Origin of the sequence: Neorhizobium galegae, from assembly GCF_017877135.1 — a bacterium.
GTDB lineage: Bacteria > Pseudomonadota > Alphaproteobacteria > Rhizobiales > Rhizobiaceae > Neorhizobium > Neorhizobium galegae_A.
Genome location: NZ_JAGIPH010000002.1, coordinates 393,182 through 406,885 on the forward strand (window position 1 = coordinate 393,182; position 13,704 = coordinate 406,885).

The 13,704-nt window shown below is 61.6% G+C and carries 9 protein-coding genes; 5 read left to right on the forward strand and 4 right to left on the reverse strand.

Annotated features, from left to right (window positions below):
- Nucleotides 1–171: 171 nt before the first annotated feature.
- Nucleotides 172–456, reverse strand: a complete 285-nt coding sequence (locus J2858_RS09415) for a hypothetical protein (protein ID WP_210104532.1) — start codon at nt 454–456, stop codon at nt 172–174.
- Between the two features lie 626 nt (nt 457–1,082).
- Here J2858_RS09415 and J2858_RS09420 point away from each other — a divergent pair.
- Nucleotides 1,083–1,853 (forward strand): polysaccharide deacetylase family protein, encoded by a 771-nt coding sequence (locus J2858_RS09420; RefSeq protein ID WP_210104533.1) that lies wholly within the window; start codon nt 1,083–1,085, stop codon nt 1,851–1,853.
- A gap of 32 nt (nt 1,854–1,885) precedes the next feature.
- Here J2858_RS09420 and J2858_RS09425 read toward each other — a convergent pair whose 3' ends face one another.
- Nucleotides 1,886–2,122 carry a hypothetical protein gene (locus tag J2858_RS09425; RefSeq protein WP_210104534.1) on the reverse strand — a complete coding sequence of 79 codons (237 nt, stop codon included), beginning with the start codon at nt 2,120–2,122 and terminating at the stop codon, nt 1,886–1,888.
- Nucleotides 2,123–2,563: 441 nt separating this feature from the next.
- Here J2858_RS09425 and J2858_RS09430 point away from each other — a divergent pair, with 441 nt between their 5' ends.
- The 3 genes from J2858_RS09430 to J2858_RS09440 all read left to right on the forward strand — a co-directional run bounded on the left by J2858_RS09430 (nt 2,564) and on the right by J2858_RS09440 (nt 6,427).
- The gene (locus J2858_RS09430) at nt 2,564–2,761 is read left to right on the forward strand and encodes a hypothetical protein (RefSeq protein WP_210104535.1); all 198 of its coding nucleotides are present in this window, start codon (nt 2,564–2,566) and stop codon (nt 2,759–2,761) included.
- 140 nt (nt 2,762–2,901) lie between these two features.
- Nucleotides 2,902–5,796, forward strand: a complete 2,895-nt coding sequence (locus J2858_RS09435) for a hybrid sensor histidine kinase/response regulator (RefSeq protein ID WP_245365690.1) — start codon at nt 2,902–2,904, stop codon at nt 5,794–5,796.
- Nucleotides 5,797–5,860: 64 nt separating this feature from the next.
- Entirely contained in the window at nt 5,861–6,427 is a 567-nt protein-coding gene (locus tag J2858_RS09440; RefSeq protein WP_210104537.1) for a GNAT family N-acetyltransferase, read from the forward strand.
- Nucleotides 6,428–6,914: 487 nt separating this feature from the next.
- Here J2858_RS09440 and J2858_RS09445 read toward each other — a convergent pair whose 3' ends face one another.
- Nucleotides 6,915–8,162 (reverse strand): AGE family epimerase/isomerase, encoded by a 1,248-nt coding sequence (locus J2858_RS09445; protein ID WP_210104538.1) that lies wholly within the window; start codon nt 8,160–8,162, stop codon nt 6,915–6,917.
- Nucleotides 8,163–8,413: 251 nt separating this feature from the next.
- Here J2858_RS09445 and metH point away from each other — a divergent pair, with 251 nt between their 5' ends.
- Nucleotides 8,414–12,187, forward strand: a complete 3,774-nt coding sequence (metH, locus tag J2858_RS09450) for a methionine synthase (RefSeq protein ID WP_210104539.1) — start codon at nt 8,414–8,416, stop codon at nt 12,185–12,187.
- 83 nt (nt 12,188–12,270) lie between these two features.
- Here the strand turns inward: metH and J2858_RS09455 are convergent, their stop codons facing one another.
- Nucleotides 12,271–13,614 (reverse strand): MFS transporter, encoded by a 1,344-nt coding sequence (locus tag J2858_RS09455; RefSeq protein ID WP_210104540.1) that lies wholly within the window; start codon nt 13,612–13,614, stop codon nt 12,271–12,273.
- Nucleotides 13,615–13,704: the final 90 nt, after the last annotated feature.

Below are 13,704 nucleotides of genomic sequence, written 5' to 3' on the forward strand. Positions count from 1 at the left end.
GGTGTCCGATGTTGCTCAGAGTTGCCGAACCGGTCCGTGTGCTGCCGACGTCGAATGTCAGCGCTGGATTATATGAGGGAGTCCCGAAATGAAACGGCTCGCGGTGAAAAAACCGCGAGCCGCTTGCAAACTGTGTCGAACCGTGCCAGAAGTCGGCCTGCAAATCGTGCGTCAGCCTGTAACGCTGACCAGTGTGAGAGTGACCGGTTCACCCGAAGGGCCTGGACCACCCACTGGCAGCTGGTCTTCAATCAGGTCGCGGGCGAGTTCGAAAATACCCTGTGGATCGTCGCCGGCATTCTCGTCCAGCGTATCCATGGCGTTCAGGTAGATGGCCTTTTCGTCTTCGGGCGACAGGACATTCTTTTGCACGAGCGTGCTGATCAGAGATGTCAGCAGGGCCGACGTCGAGAGTGCGCTGGCGGAAGCGCAGAGAAATTCTGTTTCTGTTCGCATGATTGGGTCCCCGTCCAAAATCAATGAAAAGAGTGTGTCAGTTCTTTCTTGAAAAGGAAAGAGTCGGCCCCGCGTTTGACGCGTCTTGACGGCCGGAATTCGACCTGCGGCCGGTGTTTTCAACCCAAATTTGCGAAAATTCTATTTTTGGTTGTGTTGTTTTGCGACTTTTTTGTCGTCTGAAGGGTCCAGAAAAGGCGTCGCGACGCGTTGGACCTGTGATTTTGTCGGCTGACTGGTCCGGTTTCGGCAGACGGCTTCATGCCGGATGCGGTAGTTTTCGTCGTCTTCTTTACGCTCTTCACGCCGACGGTCTGGCCGCTCCGCTTTGATAATGTACGCACAATCAGTCAGTTGCTGGGACCTGAGTGGATGGCCCATCTACCGGACATTTGCATCACTGCCGGCCTTGCGCTGTGTCGCTGGTCTACCATTTCCGTCAGCGCGGTTTCGAGCCGGCGGTTGTGTGAGACTGGGTCGGTGTGAGCGTTCTGATGCAACCGAAGAGGGGTGCGAGGAGCGTTTCATTTCGAAACACATCGCCTCGCGCCGGTTCGTGCATTCGTCAGGGATGGCATTCGCCGATGCTGTGCGCTATGGAGCGCCAGATCACGGATGTTGTTCTGATGCGCCTTACGCCTTTTCGGTCCTGCCTTTTCCTTCTTGCCAGCCTTGCCGCTCTTCCGGCCAAGGCCGTCGAGCCGCCGCAAGCCAGTCCTACGCCCAGACTTCTGGAGCCATCGCTGCATCTGCCGAAATCCGGCAAGCCGGGGGAGGTGCGGGTGGCATTGACCTTCGATGCCTGCATGGGTGAAGCCGACCAGCGCATTCTGTCCGTCCTGATTGACGAAAAGATCCCGGCGACGATTTTCGTGACGGCGCGCTGGTTGCGGCATAACCCGCAGACGGTTGCCCTTCTGCAGGCGCATCCGGACCAGTTCGAACTGGAGAACCATGGCGAGAACCATGTGCCGGCGGTCGATATGCCGGTGAAGATCTATGGCATTGCCGCTGCCGGTTCACCGCAGGCGGTGGAGCAGGAAGTGGCGGGCGGCGCGCGCGCCATGGCGGCCTCCGGTCTTGCCGCGCCGCACTGGTTTCGCGGTTCGACGGCAAAATACGATGCCTCGGCCATGGCCCAGATCCGCGCCATGGGTTTTCGCATTGCCGGTTACTCGCTGAACGGTGATGGTGGCTCGCTGCTGGGGGCATTGGTTGCGGAAAAGCGCATTGCCGCCGCCAAGGATGGCGATGTGGTGCTGTCCCATATCAACCAGCCGACGCATGCGGCCGGCGAGGGTGTCGCGCGTGGCATCCTTGCGCTGAAGCGGCGCGGCGTCACCCTGGTGAAGCTGTCGGATGTGGTGGATCTGTCGGATCAGCCCTTGACGCATTGAGTGGGGCAAGGCGGCGGCCTCCGCCGTTCTGGTCAGGCTGATCCTTCCGCTGATGACAGAGCCTTGCCTGCGGCATCCTGGTCATCCAGCCGTGCATAAAAGTGGCTCGCCTGCCGCTCGTGCAGCCGAACGCGCAGCCGTTCCACCTCGACCCTTGCCGTCTGGTGCAGCAGCGTCTTCAGGTCTTCCACCGAAACGCCATCGGCCTCGATCATCATCGCGATCAGCGGGTCGGCTGCCACCTCGGCGATGGTCAAATCTGGTTCCATTGCGGGTCCTCCATCCTGTGGCTGCATCCTGCCGGTTCATTGCGACAAATGTATATCGCAGACATGGCCGCATCAGATTGTCGAATTTTGTCGAAATTGCTGTGGGCCGTGAAATTCGTCTTTGCACAGGTCGCATGCAAAACGCGGCGCATGCACCGGCAACGCGGGCCTTCCAATGCCGGCCGCCGTTGCATGACCTGTGGATAAGCTGTGGACAGAGGTTGAAGAGGAACAGATCCGTTTTCTCTTTGTCCCGCTTTGTTCTGCATGCAGAACCGGATCACCGCACACCTGTGGACAATGTCCGCGTGTGAGGGAATCAGCCAGCCTTTGCCGAAGCTTGCATGGTTAATTCTTTAATATTTCAGGCGCACCATGGAACGGAGGACGGCCACTGGCGTTTCTCGACGGGCTGCATACGGACAGGCAGGGAGGCGGATGATGTTGTTCAGATTTATCGATAACCGGACGATGGACGAAACGGCGTGGGATGCGACGGGCACCTTTGCCGATGGTGTCCATCCGATCATCCGGCAGAAAGACAATCAGGCGGACCAGGGAATGCGGATGCGCTCTTCCTATGCGCGGGATCTCGTCGCCGCACGTCGTCTGGCGGATCTGTCGCCGGTCTTCCATTGAGAACGGCACCGCCGCACCCTCCGGGGGCGATTGCCTCGAAGCCGGTGCGATTCCTGATCTAAACGTGAGACTACGTCATTGTCTTGCGTGCGCTTTGTCCTATATCCTCGCCGATTATCGGTGCGGCGTGGGGAAATGGCATGTTTCGACGGACTGGGCTTTCTGGGTCCGATCTCGATCACTTATTCAATCTGTCTCCGAATCCGTACGTGATCGTCGACCCTGACCTCGTCATGGTGGGTATGAACAATGCCTATCTTTCAACCACGATGAAGTCGCGGGAGGCCCTGATCGGCCGCCCCCTATTCGAGGTGTTTCCGAGCGATCCGCAATCGGTAAGCGGCCGCATGCTGCGCCAATCCTTCGCCAAGGTTCTCGCAACCGGCCAGGTGGATCATCTGCCTTTGATTCCCTATCCGATTGCAAAGCCGGACGGCACCATGGAGGAGCGCTACTGGAGCGCCACCCATACCCCGATCCTCAGCGACACTGGCAAGGTGCGGCTCATCCTCCAGCATACGGTGGATGTGAGCGAGCTGCATCGGCTGCGCCAGTCCGTGCCCGCCTCGGACTGGCGGCTCGAAACCGACGTTCTGCGCCGTGCCGATGCGGTGCAGGGCGAAAACCTGGCGCTCGGGCAGGAGCGTGAATATCTGCGCGGTCTGTTTGAGCAGGCGCCGGGTTTTATGGCGGTGTTGCGCGGGCCGCAGCACGTGTTCGAAATTGCCAATGCCGCCTACCAGACGCTGGTTGGTCGGACCGACCTGCTCGGCCGCCCGGTACGGTCGGCTCTGCCGGATGTGGAGGGGCAGGGTTTTTTCGAGCTTCTCGATCAGGTCTATGAGAGCGGCGAGGTCTATAGCGCCCATGGCGCGCGGCTCGACCTGCAGCGCCCCGGCGGCGGCGGCATCGACGCGCTTTACCTCGACTTCATCTATCAGCCGCTGCGCGACAGCGAGGGCGCCGTCAGCGGCATCTTCGTCCAGGGCCATGACGTGACGCAATTGAAGCAGGCGCAGGATGCCGCGCAGGAAAGCGAGGATCGTTTCCGCACGCTGGCGCAATCGCTGCCGAACCATGTCTGGACAGCCACGGCCGTTGGCGAACTGGAATGGGCAAACCTTGCCATGCGCCGGTATCTGACGAAATGCGAGGGCGAGAGCGGTCTGCCGCTGATGCGCGACTATATCCATCCGGATGATGTCGCCCGGATCCGCGAGGCATGGATGCAGAGCGTCGCTTCCGGCACCGATTTCAATGCCGAAATGCGCCTGATGCACAAGGATGAGGAGTTCCGCTGGTTCCTCAGCCGTGCGGTGCCGATCCGCAATGCCGGCGGCGAGATCATCCGCTGGGTCGGCACCAATACCGATATCGAGGAGCAGAAGAAGACCGTCAGGCGGCTGGAAAACCTTGCGACCACGCTGGAAGGCCGGGTGGAGGAGCGAACTGCCGAACTGGTCAAGACGCAGGAAGTGCTGCGCCAGAGCCAGAAGATGGAAGCCATCGGCAATCTCGCCGGCGGCATCGCGCATGATTTCAACAATCTCCTGCAGGTCATTACCGGCAACCTGCAACTGCTGGCCAAGGATGTGGCGGGCAATGAGGCGGCCGAGCGGCGCCTCACGAGCGCGCTCTCCGGTGCCTCGCGCGGTGCGCGTCTCGCCTCGCAGCTTCTTTCCTTCGGACGGCGCCAGCCGCTGGCGCCCAAGGTGGTCAATCTCGGGCGCCTGGTGCGCGAAATGGATCACCTCATCCGGCGCAGCCTCGGCGAGGCGATCGAGATCGACACGATCGTCGGTGGCGGCCTGTGGAACACGCAGGTCGATCCCTCCAATGTCGAAAACGCGCTCCTCAACCTTGCCATCAATGCGCGCGATGCCATGGACGGGCGCGGCCGCCTCACCATCGAACTGGGCAATGCCTATCTCGATGATCACTATGCCCAGAACGCCTTTGACGTGGTGGCCGGGCAATATGTCATGCTGGCTGTCAGCGACACCGGCTCGGGCATGCCGGCAGAGGTTCTGGCGCGCGCCTTCGATCCCTTCTTCACCACCAAGCCGGAAGGCAAGGGCACCGGCCTTGGCCTTTCCATGGTTTATGGTTTCGTCAAACAGTCGGGCGGCCATATCAATATCTACAGCGAGCTTGGCAGCGGCACGACGGTGCGCATCTATCTGCCGCGCTCCATGGAAGCCGAGGACATGCTGACGGAAGAAGCAGGCGGCAGTGTCGCCGGCGGCAGCGAAACCATTCTCGTGGTCGAGGACGACGAGGCCGTGCGCGATATCACCGTCAGCCTTCTGTCGGAACTGGGCTACAAGGTGCTGAAGGCGCGCGATGCCGACAGCGGCCTTGCCATCATCGAGAGTGGCGTGTCGATCGACCTCTTGTTTACCGATGTGGTGATGCCGGGTCGGCTGAAAAGCAGCGAGATGGCGCGAAAGGCCAAGGAGCGGAGGCCGGATATTGAGGTGCTGTTTACCTCAGGCTATACGGAAAATTCGATCGTCCACGGCGGCCGGCTCGATCCGGGCGTCAATCTTCTCAGCAAACCCTATGCCCGCGAAACGCTGGCACGAAAGATCCGCATGCTGCTCGACAAGGCAAAGGAACGCGGCCCGACCGGCGAAACCGGCGCCAGCAGGGGAGGCGGCGGCGGTCCGCCGCCATCGATCCGTGTCCTTTTGTGCGAGGACGAGGCCCTGATCCGCATCTCGACGGCCGATTATCTGCAGGATTTCGGCATGACGGTGGTGGAGGCGGGCAATGCCCGCGAGGCGCTCGAGGCCGTTGATGGTGCCGCGATTGATATCCTCGTCACCGACGTCAATCTGCCGGACATGAACGGGCTCGATCTCTTGAACCGCATGCGCGAAACGCATCCGGATCTGCCGGTCATCTTTGCGACCGGCGACATGCATGTGCCGGGATCGGAAGGGCTGCACAAGGCAAGCCTCATCACCAAGCCCTATGATTACGATCAGTTGGCGAAGCGCATCCGCGATCTGGTGGGCGAAATCCGCCGCTGAACCAAGCATCTCCGTCGCCGCATCCGTGGCGGGGGAGGCGGTTTTCCGAAAGGCAGTTTCATTCATGTTCAGACCGGGGTTCGATCCGCAGCCCAGCCTTCAAGGCCCCTCCATCGCCATCCGGCCGCTTCGGCACGATGACTGGGACGGGCTGTTTGCCGCCGCCGGCCATCCCGCCGTCTGGGCCGGCCACCCGGCCAGCGACCGCTACACGCGGGAAAAATTCGAACCCTATTTTGGGCTTCTCCTGGAGAGCGGTGGCACCGTTGCCGTCATCGACCGGGCAAAACAGGCGATCATCGGCTGTTCGCGCTACTATCTGGCGCCGGACAGGCAGGATAGCCTCTCCATCGGCTACACCTTCATCAACCATGAATACTGGGGCGGGCGCACCAATTTCGAGCTGAAGCGGCTGATGCTCGATCATGCATTCGAACACTATGACGAGGTGTGGTTCCACATCGCGCCGACCAATATCCGCTCGCAGAAGGCGGTGGCAAAGCTTGGCGCGGAAAACATGTACGAGACCGTGCTGAACCTCTCCGGCGTGCCGGCCCCTGCCTTCTGTTTCCGTCTCGGCAGGAATGCCTGGCTTCTGCACCGCAAGATGCTCGACGCAGCGCAGGGCTGAGGCGGCGGAAGGAAGAGCCGGCAGCGATGATGTCGGCGGTTCAGGCTGCTGACAAACCGTCCTCACCTCAAGATTTGGAGTGTCGGCCGGCCGCAATGGCCCTTCGCCCCGTCTTGACGGGGAGAAGGGTCCGTAGGACGCAGCCGGATGAGGGGCTAATTCGCGAACCCTATCAATAGTTTGGGCCCTCACCCAGCCCTCTCCTCGCAGGCGGGGCGAGGGGGCAAGGGCGTCGTGGATGCCGCTCCCGGCTACGTCGGCAGCTTTGAGGCAGAGAGCCCGCCCCTCGCGGTCTCCCCCCTTGTGGGGGAGATGGCCGGCAGGCCAGAGGGGGTTTGGGCGGCGACAACCAACTTTCCAAAAAGGTGCGCGTGGAGCGTGGCGGATAAGACCCCTCCCCAACCCCTCCCCACAAGGGGGAGGGGCTTACCTGCCACAAGCAACTGCGTCTAATCCATCGACCCTGAGGCCGGTGGTTTTCGCCTCCTCAAAGCGCTGCGCCATTGTCCTGGATGACCTTGGTCAGGCTGCCCTCTGCCGGAAACAGCGGGATGAGGCAGGCCTGGAAGGCGTGGTAGATGTCGCCCTTGCCGGGAAACAGCGTGTTGGCCGGCGTCAGGTCATCCGTCAGTTCCTCGAACCAGCCGCCATACTCACGGTCGAGGAAATTGCCAGCGATCGTCGACCAGATCCGGCGGTAGCTCTCCTCATGAAATGCGCCGCCGACATGGGCGTTGAGGAAATATGCGGCACCGGCCGCCTCGCACATCGGCCACCAGAGCTTGCTCTTTTTTTCAGGCACATCCTGCCAGTCGAGCGTATAGAAGAAGCCGCCCTTGTCCTCGTCCCAGCCGAGCGTCATCGAGCGTTCGAAAAGCGCGGTTGCCGCTTCCGGCATCCAGCTTTTCGTCTTGCCGCCGAGGGCATAAAGCTGCAGCAGAAGCCGCGCCCATTCCAGCCAGTGGCCGGGCGTCGTGCCGGCCGGGCGGAACATCTCGTTCGGATGGTAATAGCTGCGGTCGACCACCCATTCCTCGGAAAAATGTTCGGCCACGCGAAACCCTTCCTCGCGGGCGCGCCGGTTGATCAGCAGATCGGCAATCCGCTCGGCTTTGGCGAGGTAATGGCTTTCCCCCGTTGCCTCGAAGGCAGCCATCAGGCTTTCGGTGAGGTGCATGTTGGAATTCTGGCCGCGATAGCCGGCAACCGGCTGCCAGTCGGCGGAAAACTCTTCCGCAATCGCACCGTGGCGCTCTTCCCAGAATTTTGTCTCGATCACCTCGGTGATGTCGGCGAGCATGCGGTCGGCGAGCGGATGGCCGATGACCTTGGCGGACGAGGCTGCCAGCAGCACGAAGGCATGGCCATAGCCCTGCTTGGAGCCATCTGCCGCGCCATGATCGTCGGCCTGCCAGAAATAGCCGCCGTTCTTCTCGTCCCGATGTTTTTCCCAGAGATAGCGCATGCCATGATCGACGACATCGGCCGCACCCGGCCGCCCGAGCAAATCGGCAATGGCAAAGCAATGCACCATGCGGGCGCTGGCATGGATACCGCGGGCCGGATTGTCGGTGGAGAGCGGCGCGCCGGCGCGGTCGAGGTCGTAGAAGCCCCCCTTCGGATTGAGGGCCCGGCTCTGGAAGAAGTCCATCAGGCCCTCCGCCTGGGACAACAGCCATTGACGGTGATAGGGACGATCTGCCCACAGGGGCTTAAGTTTTCCGGCTGCGGTCATAATGACTCCGAAAGGACGACGTGTGAAACTGGAAACCGGAAAGGTCTATACCGGCCGCTCCCGCGTCTGTCATGATGAAACCATACCGACCGGGCGGGAATCACGTGCGCGACTGCATGCGGCTTTGGCTCTCGGTCCGATCCCGGTCAGCAGGGGGAGCGCGTATCATGTCATTCCTGCTTCACATTGACATAAAGATATCTTTATGTGATTAAACGAAATGACAAAAATCAGGCTGGAGGAAAGCGCCCATGTTCGATCATCTGTTTGGTGCCGAAGGTGCGCAGCGCAATGGCGCGGAGATTTTCGAGGCGCTGGCCAAGGCCGCCCGCGAACGGATCCTGATTCTCGATGGCGCCATGGGCACGCAGATCCAGGGGCTCGGCTATGACGAGGATCATTTCCGCGGCGATCGCTTCATCGGCTGCGCCTGCCACCAGCAGGGCAATAATGATCTTCTGATCCTCACCCAGCCGCAGGCCATCGAGGACATCCATTACCGCTATGCCAAGGCGGGTGCCGATATCATCGAGACCAACACGTTTTCGTCCACCCGCATCGCGCAGGCGGACTACCAGATGGAAGGCGCCGTCTACGACCTCAACAAGGAAGGGGCGCAGGTGGTGCGCCGCGCCATCGAGCGGGCGACGCGGGAGGATGGCAAGCGCCGCTTCGTGGCCGGCGCCATCGGCCCGACCAACCGTACGGCCTCCATCTCGCCGGATGTCAACAATCCGGGCTACCGCGCCGTGTCCTTCGATGATCTGCGCCTTGCCTATGCCGAGCAGATCGACGGTCTGATCGATGGCGGCGCCGACATCATCCTCATCGAGACGATCTTCGATACGCTGAATGCCAAGGCGGCGATCTTTGCCTGCGAAGAGCGGTTCAAGGAAAAGGGCATCCGCCTGCCGGTGATGATTTCCGGCACGATCACCGACCTTTCCGGCCGCACGCTGTCTGGCCAGACACCGACGGCCTTCTGGAATTCGGTGAGCCACGCCAAGCCGTTCACCATCGGCTTCAACTGCGCGCTCGGCGCCGATGCCATGTTGCCGCATCTGCAGGAAGTGTCGGCCGTCGCCGATACCTTCGTCTGCGCCTATCCGAATGCCGGCCTGCCCAACGAATTCGGCCAGTACGACCAGTCGCCGGACGACATGGCCCGCCAGGTGCGGGAATTTGCCCGCGAAGGCCTGATCAACATCGTCGGCGGCTGCTGCGGCTCGACGCCGGAGCATATTGCAGCGATTGCCGAGGCCGTGGCCCCCTTCAAGCCGCGCCAGGTGCCGGACCACAAGTCCTTCATGTCGCTCTCTGGCCTCGAACCGTTTACGCTGACCAAGGACATCCCCTTCGTCAATGTCGGCGAGCGCACGAATGTCACCGGCTCGGCGAAGTTCCGCAAGCTGATCACCTCGGCCGATTATACGGCAGCCCTTGCCGTTGCCCGCGACCAGGTGGAAAACGGCGCGCAGATCATCGACATCAACATGGACGAGGGCCTGATCGATTCCGGCCGCGCCATGGTGGAGTTTTTGAACCTCATCGCCGCAGAACCCGATATCGCCCGCGTGCCGGTGATGATCGACTCGTCCAAATTCGAGATTATCGAGGCCGGCCTCAAATGCGTGCAGGGCAAAGCCGTCGTGAACTCCATCTCGCTGAAGGAAGGCGAGGAGAATTTTGTCCGCCAGGGCCAGCTGATCCGTCGTTATGGCGCAGCCGTCGTGGTCATGGCCTTTGACGAGCAGGGGCAGGCCGATACCTATACGCGCAAGGTGGAAATCTGCCGCCGCGCCTACAAGATCCTGACGGAACAGGCGGGCTTTCCGCCGGAGGACATCATCTTCGACCCGAACATCTTTGCCGTCGCCACCGGCATCGAGGAGCACAACAACTACGGCGTTGATTTCATCGAGGCGACGCGCACCATCCGCCAGGAAATGCCGCTCGTGCATATTTCCGGCGGCGTCTCGAACCTCTCCTTCTCGTTCCGCGGCAACGAGCCGGTGCGCGAGGCCATGCATGCGGTCTTCCTCTATCACTGCATCCAGGCCGGCATGGACATGGGCATCGTGAATGCCGGGCAGCTGGCGATCTACGAAAACATCGATCCGGAGCTGCGCGAGGCCTGTGAGGACGTGGTGCTGAACCGCAGGCCCGATGGCACGGAACGGCTGCTGACTGTAGCCGAACGCTATCGCGGTGCTGCCGGCAAGGAGGCCAAGGCGCAGGATCTCACCTGGCGCGAATGGCCGGTTGCCAAGCGCCTCGAACACGCGCTGGTGAACGGCATCACCGATTATATCGACGCCGATACCGAAGAAGCCCGTCTGCAGGCGGAGCGTCCGCTGCATGTCATCGAAGGCCCGCTGATGGCCGGCATGAATGTCGTCGGCGATCTGTTCGGCTCGGGAAAGATGTTCCTGCCGCAGGTGGTCAAATCCGCCCGCGTGATGAAGCAGGCCGTGGCGGTTCTTCTGCCCTATATGGAAGAGGAAAAGCGCCTGAACGGCGGCGAGGAGCGCAAGTCCGCCGGCAAGGTGCTGATGGCGACGGTGAAGGGCGACGTGCATGACATCGGCAAGAATATTGTCGGCGTCGTTCTCGCCTGCAACAATTACGAGATCATCGATCTCGGCGTCATGGTGCCGGCCACGAAGATTCTGGAAACGGCGATCGCGGAAAAGGTCGATGTCATTGGCCTTTCCGGTCTCATCACGCCGTCGCTGGACGAGATGGTGCATGTGGCGTCTGAAATGGAGCGCCAGGGTTTCGACATCCCGCTGCTGATCGGTGGCGCGACGACGAGCCGCGTCCACACGGCGGTGAAAATCCATCCGAAATACAATGCCGGCCAGGCGATCTATGTGACGGATGCCAGCCGCGCCGTCGGCGTCGTGTCGAACCTTCTCGCCGAAGGCGGCCGCACCGACTACGTGGAAAACATCCGCGCCGAATATGCCAAGGTAGCGGCCGCCCATGCCCGTTCAGAAGCTGACAAGATCCGCCTGCCGATCGCGCGCGCCCGCGCCAATGCGCAGAAGGTGGATTGGGAAGCCTTTGAACCCAAGGTGCCGTCCTTCCTCGGCACGAAGGTGTTCGAGGATTATGCGCTGGAAGACCTCGTTCCCTATATCGACTGGACGCCCTTCTTCCAGACCTGGGAACTGAAGGGGCGTTATCCCGCCATTCTTGAAGATGAGAAGCAGGGCGAGGCGGCGCGCCAGCTCTACAGCGATGCGCAGGCGATGCTGAAGAAGATCGTTGAGGAAAAGTGGTTCCGTCCTCGCGCCGTGATCGGCTTCTGGCCGGCCAATGCGGTGGGCGACGACATTCGCCTCTACACCGACGAGAGCCGCACAGAAGAACTCGCCACCTTCTTTACCCTGCGTCAGCAGCTTTCCAAGCGGGACGGACGGCCGAACGTGGCGCTTTCCGATTTCGTCGCACCTGTTGACAGCGGCAAGGCCGATTATGTCGGCGGTTTCGTGGTGACGGCCGGCATCGAGGAAGTGGCGATTGCCGAACGTTTCGAGCGGGCAAACGACGACTATTCGTCCATTCTCGTCAAGGCACTCGCCGACCGCTTTGCCGAGGCCTTTGCCGAGCGCATGCACGAAGAGGTGCGCCGCAACTACTGGGGCTATGCCGCTGACGAGGCGCTGACCCCGGAAGAGCTGATTTCGGAAACCTATGCCGGTATCCGCCCGGCACCGGGCTATCCGGCCCAGCCCGACCATACTGAAAAGCGCACCCTGTTTAACCTCCTGAAGGCGGAGGAGACGACTGGTGTTGTGCTGACGGAAAGCTATGCCATGTGGCCCGGCTCCTCCGTCTCCGGCCTCTATATCGGCCATCCCGACAGCTATTACTTTGGCGTTGCCAAGGTCGAGCGCGACCAGGTGGAAGACTATTCCCGCCGCAAGGGCATGGAAGTGGAAGAGATCGAGCGCTGGCTCGGGCCAGTGTTGAACTATGTGCCGACGCGGGGGGGTGAAGTCATCGACGACGCCGCCTGAGCGTAATCTGTACTCACCACAAAATCCCCGGGAGGCTGTCGCGTCCCGGGGATTTTTCTTTAGGCAGGGTCAACTTGACCGTTTCAGGCTGTGGTGGCTGCGCGTGTCGACAGTTCCTCGATGCCGACCTTGGCTTCGATTTCATCGCCGCGGGCGAGCAGGTAGAGGCCGAGGCAGAAGGTAAGCGCTGCAATGAACACCAGGTACCAGGCATGGGCCATCGGGCTCACCGGCAGCAGGGCGCTCACCACAAGCGGCGTCAGGCCGCCAAAGATCGCATAGGAGACGTTGTAGGAGAAGGACAGCCCGCTGAAGCGCACATGGGCGGGGAATGCGCGTACCATGACGTAGGGCACTGCGCCGACCATGCCGACGGCCAGTCCCATCACCGCGTAAAGCACAAAAAGCACCGTCAGCGACACGCCGGCATAGGTGTAGAAAGCGAAGGTCGCAGCACCGAAGAACAGGCTGGCGACGGTGAAGAAGCGGCCCGATCCGACCCGGTCGACGACGGCGCCCGCCGAGGCGGTGCCGACGATCAGGAACAGCGTGCCAAAGCTGGTGGCCGCCAGTGAGATCTGGGCGCTGTAGCCATACAGTTTCTGCAGGAAGGTGGCGGTCATCAGCGTGGTGACGACGATACCGGCCGACAGGACCCAGGTGAGCAGCATCGAGATGATGACGCCGCGCGGATGGTCGCGCAGCACCGCCTTCAGCGGCAATTCACGCACCAGCGCCCGGCTCTTCTTCATTTCCGCAAAGACCGGCGTTTCCTGCAGCCAGCGGCGCAGGTAGACGGCAAGCAGGCCGAAGATCCCGCCAAGGAGGAAAGGGATGCGCCAGGCATAGGCCGATACCTGGTCCGGGGTGAAGACCGTGTTGATGATGGTCGCAATGAAAGAGCCGAGCAGAATGCCAAGAGTGAGGCCCGAGCAGAGGAAGCCACAGGCAAAGCCGACGCGGCGGAACGGCACGTGTTCGGAGACGAAGGTCCAGGCGCCGGGCACTTCGCCGCCAATGGCTGCTCCCTGCAGGATGCGCATGGCGATCAGCAGGATGGGGGCGGCGATGCCGATCGACGCATAGGTCGGCATGGCGGCCATGCCAAGCGTCGACAGCGCCATCAGAAGGATGGAAAAGGTAAACACCTTTTTGCGGCCGAACCGGTCGCCGAAATGCGCCATCACGATGCCGCCGACCGGGCGGACCAGATAGCCCGCCGCGAAGATGCCGAAGGTCTGGATGGTGATCATCCAGTCGGGCATGTCCGGCGGAAAGAACAGGTGGCCGATGACGGTGGCAAAGAAGACGAAGATGATGAAATCGTAGAATTCCAGGGCGCCGCCGAGGGCCGAGAGTCCCAAGGTGCGGTAATCCTGCGATGTGAGTTTATGGGGCGCGACGAGAGCTGGCGTGATCGGGGGCATGCGGAAGACCTTGTTTCGAACGGCAACCACGCCTCGTGACCCGTAGAGCCCGTCATTTCAAGCGGAATCTGATGTCAGCCGAAACAGTTC

What these genes read in the sequence shown, in the direction of transcription:
- J2858_RS09425 (WP_210104534.1), bottom strand. Translation starts at nt 2,122, where the DNA reads ATGGAACCAGATTTGACCATCGCCGAGGTGGCAGCCGACCCGCTGATC.
- metH (WP_210104539.1), top strand. Translation starts at nt 8,414, where the DNA reads ATGTTCGATCATCTGTTTGGTGCCGAAGGTGCGCAGCGCAATGGCGCG.
- J2858_RS09430 (WP_210104535.1), top strand. Translation starts at nt 2,564, where the DNA reads ATGTTGTTCAGATTTATCGATAACCGGACGATGGACGAAACGGCGTGG.
- J2858_RS09435 (WP_245365690.1), top strand. Translation starts at nt 2,902, where the DNA reads ATGTTTCGACGGACTGGGCTTTCTGGGTCCGATCTCGATCACTTATTC.
- J2858_RS09420 (WP_210104533.1), top strand. Translation starts at nt 1,083, where the DNA reads ATGCGCCTTACGCCTTTTCGGTCCTGCCTTTTCCTTCTTGCCAGCCTT.
- J2858_RS09455 (WP_210104540.1), bottom strand. Translation starts at nt 13,614, where the DNA reads ATGCCCCCGATCACGCCAGCTCTCGTCGCGCCCCATAAACTCACATCG.
- J2858_RS09415 (WP_210104532.1), bottom strand. Translation starts at nt 456, where the DNA reads ATGCGAACAGAAACAGAATTTCTCTGCGCTTCCGCCAGCGCACTCTCG.
- J2858_RS09445 (WP_210104538.1), bottom strand. Translation starts at nt 8,162, where the DNA reads ATGACCGCAGCCGGAAAACTTAAGCCCCTGTGGGCAGATCGTCCCTAT.
- J2858_RS09440 (WP_210104537.1), top strand. Translation starts at nt 5,861, where the DNA reads ATGTTCAGACCGGGGTTCGATCCGCAGCCCAGCCTTCAAGGCCCCTCC.